General features: G+C 65.0%; 12 protein-coding genes. 10 read left to right on the plus strand and 2 right to left on the minus strand.

Annotated elements, in window-relative coordinates; translation table 11 throughout:
- The first annotated feature begins 8 nt into the window (after nt 1-8).
- The 4 genes from AC24YW_RS26640 to cyoD are packed head-to-tail and all read left to right on the plus strand — an operon-like array spanning nt 9 to nt 3,856.
- A complete protein-coding gene (locus AC24YW_RS26640; RefSeq protein ID WP_487485510.1) occupies nt 9-842 on the plus strand; it encodes a cytochrome ubiquinol oxidase subunit II family protein in 834 nt (277 codons plus the stop codon).
- Nucleotides 832-2,832, plus strand: coding sequence for a cytochrome o ubiquinol oxidase subunit I (gene cyoB, locus AC24YW_RS26645; protein WP_487485511.1), 2,001 nt, complete (start codon nt 832-834; stop codon nt 2,830-2,832). The genes AC24YW_RS26640 and cyoB overlap by 11 nt, the downstream gene beginning before the upstream one ends.
- Nucleotides 2,832-3,473: a cytochrome (ubi)quinol oxidase subunit III gene (locus AC24YW_RS26650; RefSeq protein WP_487485512.1), complete on the plus strand. Its 642-nt coding sequence runs from the start codon at nt 2,832-2,834 to the stop codon at nt 3,471-3,473. Before cyoB ends, AC24YW_RS26650 begins: the two co-directional genes overlap by 1 nt.
- A complete protein-coding gene (gene cyoD, locus AC24YW_RS26655; protein ID WP_487485513.1) occupies nt 3,470-3,856 on the plus strand; it encodes a cytochrome o ubiquinol oxidase subunit IV in 387 nt (128 codons plus the stop codon). The genes AC24YW_RS26650 and cyoD overlap by 4 nt, the downstream gene beginning before the upstream one ends.
- Before the next feature lie 220 nt (nt 3,857-4,076).
- On the opposite strand, the gene AC24YW_RS26660 is transcribed toward cyoD, so the two are convergent.
- Nucleotides 4,077-4,865: a thermonuclease family protein gene (locus AC24YW_RS26660; RefSeq protein ID WP_487485514.1), complete on the minus strand. Its 789-nt coding sequence runs from the start codon at nt 4,863-4,865 to the stop codon at nt 4,077-4,079.
- A gap of 200 nt (nt 4,866-5,065) precedes the next feature.
- Here AC24YW_RS26660 and AC24YW_RS26665 point away from each other — a divergent pair, with 200 nt between their 5' ends.
- The 3 genes from AC24YW_RS26665 (at nt 5,066) to AC24YW_RS26675 (ending at nt 8,421) form a co-directional block, all read left to right on the plus strand.
- Nucleotides 5,066-6,664 (plus strand): GMC family oxidoreductase, encoded by a 1,599-nt coding sequence (locus tag AC24YW_RS26665; RefSeq protein WP_487485515.1) that lies wholly within the window; start codon nt 5,066-5,068, stop codon nt 6,662-6,664.
- A 195-nt stretch (nt 6,665-6,859) separates the two neighbouring features.
- Entirely contained in the window at nt 6,860-7,309 is a 450-nt protein-coding gene (locus AC24YW_RS26670) for a hypothetical protein (RefSeq protein WP_487485516.1), read from the plus strand.
- Between the two features lie 92 nt (nt 7,310-7,401).
- Nucleotides 7,402-8,421: a S1C family serine protease gene (locus AC24YW_RS26675; RefSeq protein WP_487485517.1), complete on the plus strand. Its 1,020-nt coding sequence runs from the start codon at nt 7,402-7,404 to the stop codon at nt 8,419-8,421.
- 168 nt (nt 8,422-8,589) lie between these two features.
- On the opposite strand, the gene AC24YW_RS26680 is transcribed toward AC24YW_RS26675, so the two are convergent.
- On the minus strand, nt 8,590-12,066 hold the full coding sequence (locus AC24YW_RS26680) for an indolepyruvate ferredoxin oxidoreductase family protein (protein WP_487485518.1): 3,477 nt from the start codon (nt 12,064-12,066) through the stop codon (nt 8,590-8,592).
- Nucleotides 12,067-12,229: 163 nt separating this feature from the next.
- On the opposite strand from AC24YW_RS26680, the gene AC24YW_RS26685 reads away from it, so the two are divergent.
- The 3 genes from AC24YW_RS26685 to AC24YW_RS26695 all read left to right on the plus strand — a co-directional run bounded on the left by AC24YW_RS26685 (nt 12,230) and on the right by AC24YW_RS26695 (nt 15,857).
- Nucleotides 12,230-13,177: a hypothetical protein gene (locus AC24YW_RS26685; RefSeq protein ID WP_487485519.1), complete on the plus strand. Its 948-nt coding sequence runs from the start codon at nt 12,230-12,232 to the stop codon at nt 13,175-13,177.
- A 303-nt stretch (nt 13,178-13,480) separates the two neighbouring features.
- The gene (locus AC24YW_RS26690) at nt 13,481-14,179 is read left to right on the plus strand and encodes a cysteine hydrolase family protein (RefSeq protein WP_225139651.1); all 699 of its coding nucleotides are present in this window, start codon (nt 13,481-13,483) and stop codon (nt 14,177-14,179) included.
- A 10-nt stretch (nt 14,180-14,189) separates the two neighbouring features.
- Entirely contained in the window at nt 14,190-15,857 is a 1,668-nt protein-coding gene (locus AC24YW_RS26695; protein WP_487485520.1) for a regulator, read from the plus strand.
- The last annotated feature ends 119 nt before the right edge of the window (nt 15,858-15,976 follow it).

The raw sequence follows: 15,976 nt of genomic DNA on the forward strand, positions 1-15,976 counted from the left end.
GCTTGCCGATGAATCTGCTCGATCCGCAAGGGCCTGTGGCTGCTGCCAACAGCACCATCCTGATCGATTCCGTCTTCATCATGCTGGTGATCGTGGTGCCGACCATTTTCGCGATTCTGGCTTTCGCGTTCTGGTTTCGCGCCTCGAACCCGAGGGCGCGCTACCAGCCGGACTTCGTCTATTCCGGTCGCGTCGAGATGGTGGTGTGGTCTATTCCGGCGCTCACCGTGATCCTGCTCGGCGGCGTCGCCTGGATCGGCTCGCACCAGCTCGATCCCGCCGCGCCCGTGCCGGGCACCGGCAGCCCGGTGCGGATCCAGGCCGTCTCGCTCGACTGGAAATGGCTCTTCATCTATCCGGATCAACGCATCGCCACCGTCAACACGCTGACGGTGCCGGCGGGCGCCGAGCTGAATTTCCAGCTGACGTCGTCGAGCGTGATGAACACGTTCTTCATCCCGCAGCTCGGCAGCATGATCTACACCATGAACGGCATGGTGACGAAGCTGAACCTGCGCGCCGACAACGAAGGCAAGCTTCAGGGCCTGTCCGCGCATTTCTCCGGCGACGGCTTTCCGGACATGATGTTCGACGTCAACGTGATCTCGCCGCTCGCCTTCCCGGACTGGGTGGCGAATACGGCGAAGACCGACGCGGTGCTGAACGAGGACAGCTACAAGAAGCTGATGCAGCAGGGCATCGAGAAGGGCAGGCCCGTCTACCGCCTCGACGATCCGCGCCTGTTCGATCTGATCGCGACCCAGCACATTCCGCCCGGGCCAGGGCCGGAGCGCGTGTCCGAAGCGGGCCGGTCGCACAGTGGAGGCCATCATGCTCGGTAAGCTCGATTGGTCGGCCATCCCGCTCGACCAGCCGATTCCGCTCGTCGCCGGCGCGGTGGTGCTGGCCGCGATCCTCGGCGTGCTGGGCTGGGTCGTGGTGAAGGGACATCTGCCCTATCTCTGGCGCGAATGGATCACCAGCGTCGATCACAAGCGCATCGGCGTCATGTACATCCTGCTCGCCTCGGTGATGTTGCTGCGCGGCGGCAGCGACGCCATCATGATGCGGATCCAGCAGGCCGTGGCATATCAGTCGCAGGGCTATCTGCCGCCGGAGCACTACAACCAGATCTTCTCCGCGCACGGCACCATCATGATCTTCTTCGTGGCGATGCCGTTCGTGATCGGGCTGATGAACCTCGTCGTACCGCTCCAGCTCGGCGTGCGCGACGTCGCCTTCCCGACGCTCAATTCGGTCGGCTTCTGGCTGACGGCGACCGGCGCGCTCCTGGTCAATATCTCGCTCGTCGTCGGCGAATTCGCGCGCACCGGCTGGCTCGCCTTTCCGCCGCTGTCGGAATTGTCCTACTCGCCCGGCGTCGGCGTCGACTATTACGCCTGGTCGCTGCAGATCTCCGGGATCGGCACGCTGGTGGCCGGCATCAATCTCGTCACCACCGTGCTGAAGCTGCGCACGAAGGGGATGAACTACCTGCGCATGCCGATGTTCTGCTGGACCACGCTGGCCTCGAACCTCCTCATCGTCGCGGCGTTCCCGATCCTCACCGCGACGCTCGCAATGCTGCTGCTCGACCGCTACCTCGGCTTCCACTTCTTCACCAACGAGGCTGGCGGCAACGTCATGATGTTCATGAACCTGATCTGGGCCTGGGGTCATCCCGAGGTCTACATCCTGGTGCTGCCCGCCTTCGGCATCTTCTCCGAGGTGGTCTCGACCTTCTCCGGCAAGGCTCTGTTCGGCTACCGCTCCATGGTGCTCGCGACCATGGCGATCTGCGTGATCTCCTTCATGGTCTGGCTGCACCATTTCTTCACGATGGGGGCGGGGCCCGACGTCAACGCCATCTTCGGCATCGCCAGCATGATCATCGCGGTACCGACCGGCGTGAAGATCTACAATTGGCTGTTCACGATGTATGGCGGCCGCATCCGTTTTGCGACGCCGATGCTGTGGTCGGTCGGCTTCATGGTGACCTTCATCATCGGCGGGTTGACCGGCGTCCTGCTCGCGGTGCCGCCGGCCGATTTCATCCTCCATAACAGCATGTTCCTGGTGGCGCACTTCCACAACGTCATCATCGGCGGCGTGCTGTTCGGCGCTTTCGCCGGCCTCGAATATTGGTTTCCGAAGGCGTTCGGCTTTCGTCTCGACGAGCGCTGGGGCAAGGCGGCGTTCTGGTTCACTCTCACGGGCTTCTACGTCACCTTCATGCCGCTGTACATTGCCGGCATGCTCGGCATGACGCGGCGCATGCAGCACTATGACGTCGCGGCCTGGCGGCCCTGGATGATCGTCGCTGCATTCGGCATGGCCGTGCTGACCATGGGCGTGATCTGCCAGATCGTGCAGCTCGTGGTCAGCATCCGCAATCGCGAGGCGCTGCGGGACCGCACCGGCGATCCCTGGGACGGGCGCTCGCTGGAATGGGCGACCTCGTCGCCGCCCCCGGTGTTCAACTTCGCGTTCAACCCCGATGTGCGCGGCGAGGACGCCTATTGGGACATGAAGGCGCGCGCGAAGCAGCAGTCGCTCGCGCATGAGGCGCCGGAATATCAGGACATCGAGATGCCCCGGAATTCCCCGACCGGGTTCGTCTGTGCCTTCTTCGCCACCATCATGGGATTCGCGCTGATCTGGCACATCTGGTGGATGGTGATCGTGGGAGGCTTGGGCGCTTGGGCAACCTTCGTCGTGTTCGCCTGGCGCGACCATGACGAATACGTCATCCCCGCCGAGGAGGTCGCCCGCATCGATCGCAGCAACATCGAGGAACGGCGCAACCTCGTCAGCATGGCGGGAGCGGTCTGATGGCGATGACCGCGACTGCAGGCCGCGCGCACGCCGATCCCCATCACATCGGCCTCGTCGTCGAGCATCCCGGCCCCGCGCCGAAGCGGATCGTGACCGCCTACGGCTTCTGGATCTTCCTGCTCTCCGACATCGTGATGTTCTCCTGCTTCTTCGCGGCCTATGCGGTGCTGTCGGGCCAGACCGCCGGCGGCCCGAAGGGCGCGGAGATCTTCGAGCCGAGATACGTCGCGATCGAGACCGTCTGCCTACTGCTCTCGAGCTTCACCTGCGGCATGGCCAGCATCGCCGCCGACGTGCGCAACCGGTTCTGGTTCTATCTCAGCATGACCGCGACCTGCGTGCTCGGGCTGATATTCCTGGTCCTCGAGTTCCGCGAATTTGCCGACCTCATCGCGCGCGGCTATGGCCCGTCGCGAAGTGCGTTTCTGACCGCGTTCTTCTCGCTGGTCGGCTGCCATGGGCTTCACGTCTCGGCCGGCGTGCTGTGGCTGCTCACCATGATGGCCCAGGTGTTCGCCAAAGGCTTTCGTGCCGACATTTTGCGCCGGATGACGTGCTTTGCGCTGTTCTGGCACGCGCTCGACATCATCTGGGTCGCCGTGTTCTCAGTCGTTTACCTGCTCGGGAGTGCGCCATGAGTGAGCAGACGCATGGAACCGTCAAACACGACCTCGCGCCGGGCGAGGAAGAACAACACAGCGTCGGCACCCGCATCCTCGGTTACGTTGTCGGCCTCGTCCTGGCGCTGCTGCTCACGGCGACGTCGTTCTTTATCGCCGGCACGGACCTGGTCTGGCAACCGTCGATCCCCGTCGCGCTGATCGTGCTGGCGATCGCGCAGATGGGCGTGCACTTGGTGTTCTTCCTGCACATCACCACCGGACCTGACAACACCAACAACGTGCTGGCGCTCGCCTTCGGCCTTTTCGTCGTTTTCCTCGTGATCGGGGGCAGCGTCTGGATCATGGCGAATCTGAATGCCAACATGCCGCCCATGGACCACATCATGCGGATGCAGTGACGGACCGTCCAAAAGAAAGGGCCACTTGTTTGTGACAAGCGGCCCAAGTCTAGGGAGGAAACGCCCAAGCAAAGACAATCGGCCGGAGCCGGATTGTTGCCAAGGAAACGCTCGCGCGAAGCGCTTGCGTACCTTCATAAGTGCAACAAGTCGCAAAGGGGTTCAATTCCGGATCAATACGGTCTCGGACTACTACTCACGGGTGCGTGAGGGAACTTGCTCACCTTGGCCGGCGGCAGTTGTAGGCCTTGCGGAAGCCGGCCGCCTGGGCATCGTCCTCCGAGCAGAACCAGCGGTCCGGTGTCGTGGTGGCGGGATAGCTCGGGCATCCGCGCAGATGGTAGATGCCGATATTGCCGGTGACGCGGGCGCGCACCGCGAGCTTGCCCTTGATGCTGCAGCTGGGGGGCATGGTCAGCTCCTCCGGAAACAGGATGGCGCGGATCTCCTTGTCGCGGTCGGGCCGGCAGGCGGCGCCCAAGAGTGCGCCGTCCTTCTTGCCGCTGCGGAAATCTTGCGGCGCAACAAAGCAGCCCTTCCAGATCCCGGCCGCGGTCGCCTTGGCCTCGTTGGCTGCGGGCTTGACGTTGGCCTTGATCGGCTCGCGTGCGAGGGCAAAGCCGAGCTTGATCAGCTGCTCGTTCAAGCTGGCCTTGTCGCCTTCGGCCGTGCAGATGGCGCGGTGCCGCTTGCCAAAGCTCTTCTCGGGTCCGACATCGTTACATCGCACCGTGCGCTTGTTGATCAGCTTCGCCAGCTGGTCGCGGGCCTCGATGCCGCAGGTCCAGGGATCGGCGTGATCGTCGATGCAGACCTGGTCGAGCTCCGGCGCGTCGACGCCGTCGAGCCGGTAGGTGACGTCGCCGAGCTGGACCGAGTTGCCGTCACGGGCCGTCGCGGCGCCGGTCAGCGCGGAAACCGGTCCGGACGAGGCCAGAAATCCGGACAAGGCGAGAAACGAAACGAGCGCAAAAGCGCGGGCGGCGGCAAAGAATTTCTGGAAGGACATACGGTCTCGCTATCGATGGCTCGTGCGCCCCGTTCCTAGCATCCGGATGTGGCAAGACCAATGGTCTGCGCCTTGCGAAGTGCGACATTCCGGCCCCGCGGCTTTACTCCGCCGTCGCTCTGCCCGTATCGTTCGCCGGCCCCGCGAAGCGCGCAAGGCCGAATCGCCCGGTAAGCGGCGAGGGGGAGGACAAGGTTTCGATGAAAGACCCCGTGGACGTCCTGATCATCGGCGCCGGCGCTTCGGGCGCGGCGGTGGCGTGGTCGCTGGCCGAGACCAAGATGCACATCCTCTGCCTGGAGCAGGGCGGCTGGATGAACCCGGCGGAATATCCCAGCACGGGCCGCGACTGGGAGGCCAAGTTCTACGGCGAATGGTCGTCGAGCCCCAACGTTCGCGGCCGACCCGAGGACTACCCGATCAACGACGACAACTCTCCGATCAAGGTCGTGAACTACAACGCGGTCGGCGGCTCGACGGTGATGTACACCGCGCACTGGCCGCGGCTGCATCCCTCCGATTTCAAGGTGAAGACGCTCGACGGCGTCGCCGACGACTGGCCGATCGATTACGACGCATTGACTCCGTTCTTCGAAGAGAACGACCGCATGATGGGCACGTCGGGCCTGTCAGGCGATCCCCTGTCGCCGCTGACGCATCCGCCGATGCCGCAGCAGCCGATGGGCCTGTCCGGCGCCATCATCGGCAAGGCCATGAACAAGCTCGGCTGGCACTGGTGGCCGTCGGACACCACGGTCGCGACGATGGACTATGAGGGCCGGGCGCGCTGCATCAATCTCGGCCATTGCACGCCGGCCTGCGCGCAAGGCGCAAAATCCTCCACCGACATCACCTATTGGCCGCATGCGATCCGCGCCGGCGTCGAGCTGCGCACGCATTGCCGGGTGCGCGAGATCACCACCGACGAGAACGGCATGGCTTCTGGCGTGGTCTATTACGACAAGGACGGCATCGAGGAGTTTCAGCCCGCGCATGTCGTCATCATCGCCTGCAACGGCGTCGGCACGCCGCGGCTGCTGCTCAACTCGGCGTCCGGCCGCTTCCCCAACGGTCTCGCCAATTCGTCGGGTCTCGTCGGCAAGAATTTGATGTTCCATCCCTATGCGCAGATCTACGGCTATGTGAAGGAGCCGACCGACTCCAACCGCGCGCCGCCGACCTGCCTGTGGAGCAAGCAATGGTACGACACCGACCTGTCGCGCGGTTTCGTGCGCGGCTATGGCGTGCAGTTCGTGCGCGGGGCCGGGCCGGTATTCGAGGCCGTGGTCAGCGAGCAGAAGGGCATCTTGCCCTGGGGCGAGGATCATCACCGCGTCTTCCGCAAGCTCAACGGCCACCGGCTGGGATTCTCCGCTATCTGCGAGGATCTGCCGGAGGAGCACAATCGCGTCACGCTCGATCCGGTGCTGAAGGACAGTCACGGCATTCCCGCACCGAAGGTCGACTACACCATCAGCGAGAACAGCCGGAAGATGATGGAGCATGCGCTGGCGCGCGGCCGCGAGTTTCTCGAAACGGCCGGCGCGAGCGACATCTGCGTCAACTCGCCGATCCCCTGGGGCGGCTGGCACCTGCTCGGCACCGCGCGGATGGGCACCGATCCCGAGCGCTCCGTCGTCAACGAATGGGGCCGCTCGCACGACGTGAAGAACCTCTTCATCGTCGACGGCAGCATCTTCGTCACCTCGGGCGGCGTGAACCCGACCTCCACCATCCAGGCCCTCGCGCTCTACATCGCCGACCAGATGAAGCAGCGCCTCGCCAATCTGTTCGATTGACCATGATGCGGATCGAAGAGAGCGGCAACCTCAGTGCACCTCTCCCGCTTGCGGAAGAGGTCGGCGCGAAGCGCCGGGTGAGGGCTCCCTCCTCTGGGGGAATCCCTCCGTGGAGACACCCTCTCCCCAACCCTCCCCCGCAAGCGGGGGAGGGAGCAGACCTTCATCGCCGCACGAGTGTTGGAAGAGCACGCCATGTCTGATCAACTCGCCCTCACGCCGCGGCAGCGCGATGACCTCCGCACCATCGCCGCGATGATCATTCCGCGAAGCGAGGAATATCGCGTTCCGGGCGCCGATGACGACATCATCCAGGCCGACATCCTCGCAACGCTGGGCCGCGACACCAAACTGGTCGTGGCGGCGCTGGATCATTTGGCGCGCCTTGCCGGCATGCCGTTGGCCGATCTCGAGCCCGCCGCACGTGACGGCGTTGCCCAGCAGTTCCGCGCCTCCGGCGGTGCCGCCGCCGCAACCCTCGTCCGTGTCGTGCTGCAATGCTATTACCGCGATGACCGCGTGCTGGGCTCGCTGGGGCTCGAGCTGCGCGCGCCTTTCCCCAAGGGCCATGTACTTCCGGAAGGGGACTGGTCGCTGCTCGATCCGGTCAAGGCGAGAGGCGGCTCGCTGAGGCGGGCGCCCTAGCCATCTGGGCAGGCCAGCCCTGCGCCCCACACGCGAACCTTGCGCGGCAGGGATCAGGCCACCATCTGTGTGAGCCTCCAAGGACTCTTGCCATGTTGGACTTCACCTCAGATATCGCCGATGACACCCCGTCATCGCGAACGAATGCGGCCGCCCCGGTCGATGACCGGGCGTTGCTGGACGCCTATTCCAATGCCGTGATCGACGTCACCGATCGCGTCGGCCCTGCGGTCGTGCGCGTCGAGACCGGCCCCAAGGTGCCGAACGGCCGCGAGCGCGGCGGGCTCGGCTCCGGCATCGTGATCTCGCCGGATGGACTCGTGCTCACCAACAGCCATGTGGTCGGCACGTCGAAGGAGATCCGGCTGCGCGACGTCGAGGGCCATGTCGGCGATGCCCAGGTGCTCGGCGTCGATCCCGACACGGATCTAGCGTTGCTGCGCGCCAATGGCGTGCGGCACTTGCCCTATGCCGCGCTCGGCAATTCCAAGACGTTGCGGCGCGGCCAGCTCGTGATCGCGATCGGCAATCCGCTCGGCTTCGAATCGACCGTGACGGCCGGCGTAGTCTCGGCGCTCGGCCGCTCGATCCGCTCGGTGAGCGGGCGCACCATCGAGGACGTGATCCAGACCGATGCCGCGCTCAATCCCGGCAATTCCGGCGGTCCGCTGGTGTCGTCGCATGCCGAGGTGATCGGCATCAACACCGCCATCATCAACGGCGCGCAAGGAATCTGTTTTGCAGTCGCCAGCAACACCGCGCAATTCGTGCTGTCGGAGATCATCCGCCACGGCTATGTCCGCCGCGCCTATATCGGTGTCGCCGGGCAGACCGCGCCGGTCCCGCGGCGGCACGCGGTGCTGGCCGGGGTCGAGAACAAGATGGGCGCGCTTCTGATGCAGATCGAGCCGGATGGACCGGCGGCGAAGGCAGGCCTGTTGCCAGGCGACGTCGTCATCAGGCTCGACGGCGTCGAGATCAACGGGGTCGACGATCTGATCCGCGTGCTCGACCGCGACCGGATCGGGCGGCGGCTCGCCATGGACGTGCTGCGCCTCGGCCGCCTGCGGGCGATCGATATCGGCCCGATCGAGCGCAAGCCGGCGCGCTGAACTGTACTGAATCGGCAAGTCAAGCGATGATGCAGAATGTGTGGCGAGCGCGTGTCGACGATCTCGTCATTGCGAGCGAAGCGAAGCAATCCAGACTGTCTCGACTCTGGATTGCTTCGTCGCAACGGCTCCTCGAAATGACGGGGAGAGAGCTGGGGCTTTCCCCCTCTACTCCGCCGCCGCGGCGAAGCGGCTGTTCTCCAGCTCCGCTTCCAGTCGCGCCGTCTCGGCCGCCGCCAGCTTGATGTTCGCTTCCTTGACGTGGCCGAAGCCGCGGATGGTTTCCGGCACGCGCGCGAGGCGCGTCAGCAGCGGGATCTGCTCTGCCTTCAGCTTAACAAGCCGCTGATCGATCATCGCCAGATAATCCGCGATCAGTTTCCGTTCGGTCCGGCGCTCCTCGGTGCGGCCGAACGGATCGAACGCGGTGCCACGCAGGAATTTCAGCCTGGCGAGCAGGCGGAAAGCGTGGATCATCCAGCTGCCGAACTCCTGCTTCTGCAGATGTCCGGTCGCCTTGTCGCGCTTGGCGAAGATCGGCGGCGCCAGATGGTACTTCAGCGTGAAGTCACCATCGAATTTTTCGGACACTCTCTCGGCAAAACTGCCGTCGGTGTAGAGCCGGGCGACCTCGTATTCGTCCTTGTAGGACATCAGCTTGAACAGGTTCTTTGCGACCGCTTTGGTGAGCTCGGTTGATCCGGCCGAAGCCGCGCTCTCCGCTTTGCGCACCTTGGCAATTGCTGCAAGGTAGCGGTCGGCATAGGCTTTGTTCTGATAGCCGGTCAAGAACTCCGCGCGCGTCGCGATGATGTCGTCGAGCGATTTCACTGGGGCGGACGCTCTCGCCTTGAACTGGAGCACGCTGCGCACGCGCGACATGTCGTGAGCAGCGAGCCGGCCCCAGGTGAAGGCGAGCTTGTTCATCTCGATGGCGGCGCCGTTGATCTCGATGGCACGGAGCAGCGCCTCCAACGACAGCGGGATCGCGCCCTTCTGGAAGGCAAAGCCGAGCATGAAGGGGTTGGTCGCGATGGAATCGCCCATCAGCGCCGCGGCAATGCCGGTCGCGTCGATGATGTCGAGGTTGTTGTCGCCGATGGCGTCGCGCAGCACCGTCTGCATCGCGCCCATCTCGAAATCGAGATCGGGGTTTTGCACGAAGCTCGCGGTCGGCTGCAGATCGGCGTTGATATAGGCCTTGGTCACGCCGCGCTCGGCGCGGCTCAGCGCCGTCGACCCTGCCGAGACGATCATATCGCAGCCGAGGATGACGTCGGCGCCACCGGTGGTGATGCGGACCGCGGAGATGTCCTCCGGCCTCCGTGCGATGCGCACATGGCTCATCACCGCGCCGTTCTTCTGCGACAGGCCGGTGAAGTCGAGCGCCGAGCAGCCGCGGCCGTCGACATGGGCGGCCATGCCGAGCAGGGCGCCGATGGTGATGACGCCGGTGCCCCCGATGCCGGTGACGAGGATATTGTAGGGCCCGTCCAGTTCACGCGCGGGCGGGAGCGGCAAATCGGCGAACAGCTGCCCGGAATCGACCGCAGATGTCTTCATGCGTTTCAGGCTGCCACCATGCACAGTCACAAAACTCGGGCAAAAACCCTCGACGCAGGAAAAGTCCTTGTTGCAGTTCGACTGGTCGATCTGGCGCTTGCGGCCGAATTCGGTCTCCAGCGGCTGCACCGAGACGCAGTTCGAGGCCTGCGAGCAGTCGCCGCAGCCTTCGCAGACCAGCTCGTTGATGAAGGCGCGCTTGGCCGGATCGGGATAGAGCCCGCGCTTGCGGCGGCGGCGCTTCTCGGCGGCGCAGGTCTGGTCGTAGATGATGACCGTGAGGCCCTTGATGTCGCGCAGCTCGCGCTGCACGGCATCGAGTTCGCGGCGGTGGTGGATGGTCGCTCCTTGCGGGAAGTAATTGCCTTGCGGATACTTGCTGGGATCGTCGGACACGATCGCAAGCCGCTTGACGCCCTCGGCCCAGACCTGATGGGCGATCTGCGCGACGTTGAAGGCGCCTTCGGCCGGCTGGCCGCCGGTCATCGCGACGGCGTCGTTGTAGAGGATCTTGTAGGTGATGTTGATGCCGGCGGCCGAAGCCGCGCGAAGGGCGAGCAGCCCGGAATGGGTGTAGGTGCCGTCGCCGAGATTCTGGAAGATGTGCGTTTCGGTGGTGAAGGGCGACTGGCCGATCCAGTTCACGCCCTCGGCGCCCATATGCGAGATCAAATCCGTGCGGCGGGTCGGCATGCTCAGGGCCATGCCGTGACAGCCGATGCCGGCCATGGCGCGGCTGCCCTCGGGCACGCGCGTCGAGGTGTTGTGCGGGCAGCCCGAGCAAAAGAACGGCGTGCGCGCGAGCTTGATCGGCGTGCTCGTCGTGACCGGGTTGTCGAAGGCCTCGAGCCGGGCGAGGCGCTGCTCCAGCACGGGACTGTGATGGCCGAGCTTGCGCAGGCGCGCCACCAGCGCGCCGGCGACGATGGTCGGCGTCAGCTCACCCTCGCTCGGCAACAGCGGTGCGCCGCGCTCGTCGCGCTTGCCCGTGACGGTCGGACGCCGGGATGCATCGACGTTGTAGAGGATGCGCATCAGCTGGTCTTCGATGAAGCCGCGCTTCTCCTCGACCACCAGCACGTCCTGAAGGCCTTCGGCGAAACGCCTCGCGCCGCTCTCCTCCAGCGGCCAGGTCAGCGCGACCTTGTAGATGCGAAGGCCGAGGTCCTGCGCATCCTTGTCGGTGATGCCTAAGTCGGCGAGCGCCTGGCGGAGGTCGAGATAGGCCTTGCCGGTGGCGACGATGCCGAGCCGCGCCGGCTTGGAATCGAGCACGATGCGGTCGAGCTGGTTGGCGCGGGCGAAGGCCTGCACCGCCGCCATCTTCGGCCCGAACAGGCGCCTCTCGGCGTCGAGTGGCGGATCCGGCCAGCGGATGTTGAGGCCGCCGGGCGGCATCTCGAAATCGTCGGGGAGCTTGATCTGGATACGCTCGGGATCGCTGTCGATCGAGGCCGAACTCTCGACGGTTTCGCTGATCGCCTTGAAGCCGACCCAGCAGCCGGAGAAGCGTGATAAGGCAAAGCCGTAGAGGCCGAGGTCGAGATAGTCCTGCAGCGTTGCGGGGTTGATCACGGGAATCAGCGCCGCCGCGAACACCTGCTCGCTCTGATGCGCCAGCGTCGAGGACTGGCAGCCATGGTCGTCGCCGGCGAGCGCCAGAACGCCGCCATGAAGCGAGGTGCCGGCGGCATTGGCATGCTTGAGCGCATCGACGGAGCGATCGACGCCCGGGCCCTTGCCGTACCAGATGCCGAACACGCCATCGACCTTGGCGCCGGGAAACAGGCCGACTTGCTGGCTGCCCCAGACCGCGGTTGCGGCGAGGTCCTCGTTCAAGCCGGGGACGAAAGCGATGTCGTGCTGCTGAAGGTGCGACTTCGCCCGCCACAACGCGTGGTCGTACATGCCGAGCGGAGAGCCGCGATAGCCGGAGATGAAGCCGCCGGTGTTGAGCCCCTGGAGCCGATCGCGTTCGCGCTGCAACATGGGCAGGCGGACCAGGGCCTGGGTGCCGGACAGGAAGATCCGCTTCGATTCGAGCCGGTATTTGTCGTCCAGCTCGACCTGCAACAGCGTCATTCGGAAGTCCTCGTCTTTCGTTCGGCGGGAGGTTTGCGCTGCGGGAGGGAGTGCGGCTGCGCGACGCGAATTGTGACAGTCAAAAGGATGGGTCGGCGAAGTCAATACGGCTAGCCGCATCCGTGGCGCTCCTGCTAGTCATGGCTTGCACGCGGAGGAAAACATGAAGGCGTTCGAGACCGAGATCACGGAGACGGCCGAGGCCCTGATCGGACCGTGGCGCCGCCCACGCCAGATGCTGCAGGCGCAGACCTACGACGCGCACGCCTCGATCCATGACGACGCCACCGCGCAGAAGCTCGGCTTCAAGGGCGGCACCATCGAGGGGCCGACGCATTTCAGCCAGTTTGCTCCGCTTTGCGAGCGGCTGTGGGAGCGCGCCTTCTTCGAGACAGGCTGTCTTTCCGCGCATTACCGCAGCGTCTGCTACGAGGGCGAAGAGGTGCAGGCGATCCTGACGAAGCCATTGCCCGGCACGCGCCAGTGCCAGATCCAGATGGTCAAGCGCGACGGTACCGAGGTGCTGCGCGGCACCGCATCCGTCGGCGATTCGCCGGTTGCGACGGCGCTCGAGGCCCGTCTCGGCGAGCTCAAGCCGCTCACCGATCCCGTGATCTTGCGCGATGTGAAGGTGGCGCAAACCGGCAAGCGGCAATCGGTGCGCATGGCGTTCGACCAGAACATGGGCGACCTCTATCCGTTCTCGCTGAGGCAGAAGCTCGCCGTCATCACCGAGAGCTCGCCGTACTATTCGGGCGTGGACAATCCGTGGGGTAAACCCATCATCCCGATGGAGATGCTGAGCGTGCTGTTCCAGTACCGCTCCAAGGACGATCCGCTGCCGGCCAAGGGCCCGGCCGTCGGCCTGTTCGCAGACCAGGAGATCCGCCTGGTGAAGGGTCCGCTGTTCGAGGGTGAGGACTACGAGATCGAGCGCGAAGTGGTCGCGCTCTCGGGCAGCCGCCGCACCGAAAGCGCCTGGGTCAAGACGCGTGTGTTCGACAAAGCGGGCACGATGGTCGCAACCATGCTGCTCAACGCGGCAACGCTGAAGGAGTCCTACGCGGCGTATGAGGAAGAGCATCGCCAGCTGTATGGGGCCGGGCGGTAGTCTCTGTCGTCATTCCGGGGCGACGCGAAGCGTCGAACCCGGAATCCATTTCGCTTCACGGATAGCTGCCCGATGGATTCCGGGTTCGCGCTGCGCGCGCCCCGGAATGACGGCGGAGGCCGCTCATCCCTTGGGCAAATGCCCGCCGCGAAGCCGTCGCACAGCGAATGAGCAGACGCCGATCGCCGGCTTAACGTTCTGAGCACGCTACAAATTCCCTCGCCGTCCGCGCGCCATCGCAATTGTACACAATGGCACGGCGCTTGCAGAACTCCCGGTCAGGAGAGTTCTCGCGGGGCCGTCATGTTGAACTCAGCCAAGCCGACAAGAGGCGTCGTCAGCGCCGAGCCCGAGCCGATCACGCTCGACTGGCCCGCTACCGCGCTTCTCATCATCGATATGCAGCGGGATTTCATGGAGCCCGGCGGCTTCGGCGAGACGCTGGGCAACGACGTCAGCCAGCTCGCGCGCGCGGTGAAGCCGATCGGCGCGGTGCTGACGGCGGCGCGCGACACCGGCATGCTGGTTATTCACACGCGCGAGGGGCACCTGCCCGATCTCTCCGACGCGCCGCCGGCCAAGGTCGAGCGCGGCGCGCCGAGCCTTCGCATCGGCGATCCCGGTCCGATGGGCCGCATCCTCATTCGCGGCGAAGCCGGCCACGACATCATTCCCGAGCTCTATCCGCTCGACAGCGAAATCGTGATCGACAAGCCCGGCAAGGGGGCGTTCTACGCGACCGAGCTCGGCGAGGTCCTGGAGAAATACGGCATCGAGAATTTGCTGGTGTGCGGCGTCACCACCGAAGTGTGCGTCAACACCACCGTGCGCGAGGCCAATGACCGCGGCTATCGCTGCGTCGTCATCGCCGACGGCTGCGCGTCCTACTTCCCCGAGTTTCACGAGATGGGCCTGAAGATGATCAAGGCCCAGGGCGGCATCTTCGGCTGGGTCGCGGATTCAGCCGCAGTTCTGGAGGCAATGAAGGTTTCGACCACATAGGGGTATTGTCATGAGCACATTGACGGGGGCGGCCGGCGGTTCTGATCTGAACAAGTCGGACTTCAAGCCGGCGCTATGGACGTCGGGGGACTGGAACGCGTTGTTCGGCTTCGGCACCAACATCCTCGTCAACATGCTGGTGCTCACGGGCCTGTTGCGCTTCGTGCTGAAGATGCCCGATAGCCTCGTGTTCGGCCGCATCCTGCCCGCGCTGGGGCTGATGATGTGTCTCTCCACCTTCTATTACGCCTATCTCGCCTACCGCCTCGCCCAGAAGACCGGCCGCAACGATGTCTGCGCGCTGCCGTCGGGCGTCAGCGTGCCGCACATGTTCATCGTCACCTTCGTGATCATGCTGCCGATCACGCTCAAGACCGGCGATCCGCTCAAGGGCTGGTCGGCGGGTCTCGTCTGGGTGTTCTTCCAGAGCTTCATCCTGATGATCGGCGGCTTCATCGCGCCGTTCATCCGCAAGATCACGCCGCGCGCGGCGCTGCTCGGCACGCTCGCGGGCGTCTCCGTCACCTTCATCTCGATGCGGCCAGCGTTAGAGATGTACATGACGCCGCAGATCGGTCTCGTCTGCTTCGCCATCATCCTGGTGAGCTGGTTCGGCGGCGTGAAATATTGGCGCGGCATTCCCGCGGGCCTTGTCGCCATCGCGGCCGGCATGATCATCGCCTGGGGCTCGAACCTGTTCGGGCTCGGCCTCGGCGGGTTGAGCATCGCGGGTGTCGGCGCGGCCTTTGCCAATTTCGGCTTCTCGGTGCCGATCCCGGCGTTCGGCTACGTCTTCTCCGGCTTTGAATTCCTCGGCATCATCCTGGTCACCGCCATTCCGTTCGGGATCTACGACCTCGTCGAGGCCATGGACAATGTCGAGAGCGCGGAAGCGGCCGGCGACGACTATCCGACCACGCAGGTGCTCACCGCCGACGGCGTCGTCAGCCTGATCGGCTGCCTGATGGGCAATCCCTTCATCAACGCCGTCTATATCGGTCATCCCGGCTGGAAGGCGATGGGCGGCCGGATCGGTTATTCCGCTGCGACCGGCATCATGGTGGTGGTGCTGTCCTGGTTCGGCATCATCTCGGTGCTGCTGGCGCTGGTGCCCGTCGTCGCAATCTCGCCGATCCTGCTCTACATCGGCATGCTGATCGGCGCGCAGGCGTTCCAGACCACGCCGGTCAAGCATGCGCCCGCGATCGTGCTGGCGCTGACCCCGCACCTTGCCGCCTGGGCCAAGCTTCAGATCGATACGATGCTGGCCTCGACCATGACTGCGGCAACAACCGTCGGCGGGATGGCGGCGGACAAGGCCGACGCAGTCAAAACGGCTGCGATTGCCGCGCTGCCGCAGCAAGGCGTGTTCTATCACGGCCTCGAGGTGATGGGCGGCGGCTCCATCCTCGGCGGCCTCATCCTCGGCGCCATCGGTGTCTTCATCATCGAGCGCGATTTCGAGAAGGCCTCCGCCTTTGCGCTGGTCGGGGCCATCCTGACCTATTTCGGCTTCATGCACGGCGAAGCCGTCGGCATCGGCGGCGGCTTTGGCGTGACCCCCGCGGTCGCGCTGGCCTACGCCGTGATGGCGGCCGGCCTGTTCGCCGCCAGCAAGCTCGGCGCCAGCGAGCACTATGCCGCGCATCCGGAGATGTCGGCCGCACCGGCGGAGTAGGCCGGGCTTTCACTTCGAGGAAGCGGGGGGGGGGGGGGCCGGGCGGGTTTTTTTTTGGGGGGTGTCTCCGGGGTTTTTCTCTGTCGGCAACGCTCCCCCCAACCCCCATCGATATCGCA

The organism is Bradyrhizobium sp. USDA3516 (assembly GCF_057651995.1).

Bases quoted from the DNA above. Each gene is read 5' to 3' on its own strand.
- AC24YW_RS26695 (WP_487485520.1), top strand. From the start codon at position 14,190: ATGAGCACATTGACGGGGGCGGCCGGCGGTTCTGATCTGAACAAGTCG.
- AC24YW_RS26675 (WP_487485517.1), top strand. From the start codon at position 7,402: ATGTTGGACTTCACCTCAGATATCGCCGATGACACCCCGTCATCGCGA.
- AC24YW_RS26690 (WP_225139651.1), top strand. From the start codon at position 13,481: ATGTTGAACTCAGCCAAGCCGACAAGAGGCGTCGTCAGCGCCGAGCCC.
- AC24YW_RS26660 (WP_487485514.1), bottom strand. From the start codon at position 4,865: ATGTCCTTCCAGAAATTCTTTGCCGCCGCCCGCGCTTTTGCGCTCGTT.
- cyoB (WP_487485511.1), top strand. From the start codon at position 832: ATGCTCGGTAAGCTCGATTGGTCGGCCATCCCGCTCGACCAGCCGATT.
- AC24YW_RS26680 (WP_487485518.1), bottom strand. From the start codon at position 12,066: ATGACGCTGTTGCAGGTCGAGCTGGACGACAAATACCGGCTCGAATCG.
- AC24YW_RS26650 (WP_487485512.1), top strand. From the start codon at position 2,832: ATGGCGATGACCGCGACTGCAGGCCGCGCGCACGCCGATCCCCATCAC.
- AC24YW_RS26640 (WP_487485510.1), top strand. From the start codon at position 9: ATGAATCTGCTCGATCCGCAAGGGCCTGTGGCTGCTGCCAACAGCACC.
- AC24YW_RS26665 (WP_487485515.1), top strand. From the start codon at position 5,066: ATGAAAGACCCCGTGGACGTCCTGATCATCGGCGCCGGCGCTTCGGGC.
- cyoD (WP_487485513.1), top strand. From the start codon at position 3,470: ATGAGTGAGCAGACGCATGGAACCGTCAAACACGACCTCGCGCCGGGC.
- AC24YW_RS26685 (WP_487485519.1), top strand. From the start codon at position 12,230: ATGAAGGCGTTCGAGACCGAGATCACGGAGACGGCCGAGGCCCTGATC.
- AC24YW_RS26670 (WP_487485516.1), top strand. From the start codon at position 6,860: ATGTCTGATCAACTCGCCCTCACGCCGCGGCAGCGCGATGACCTCCGC.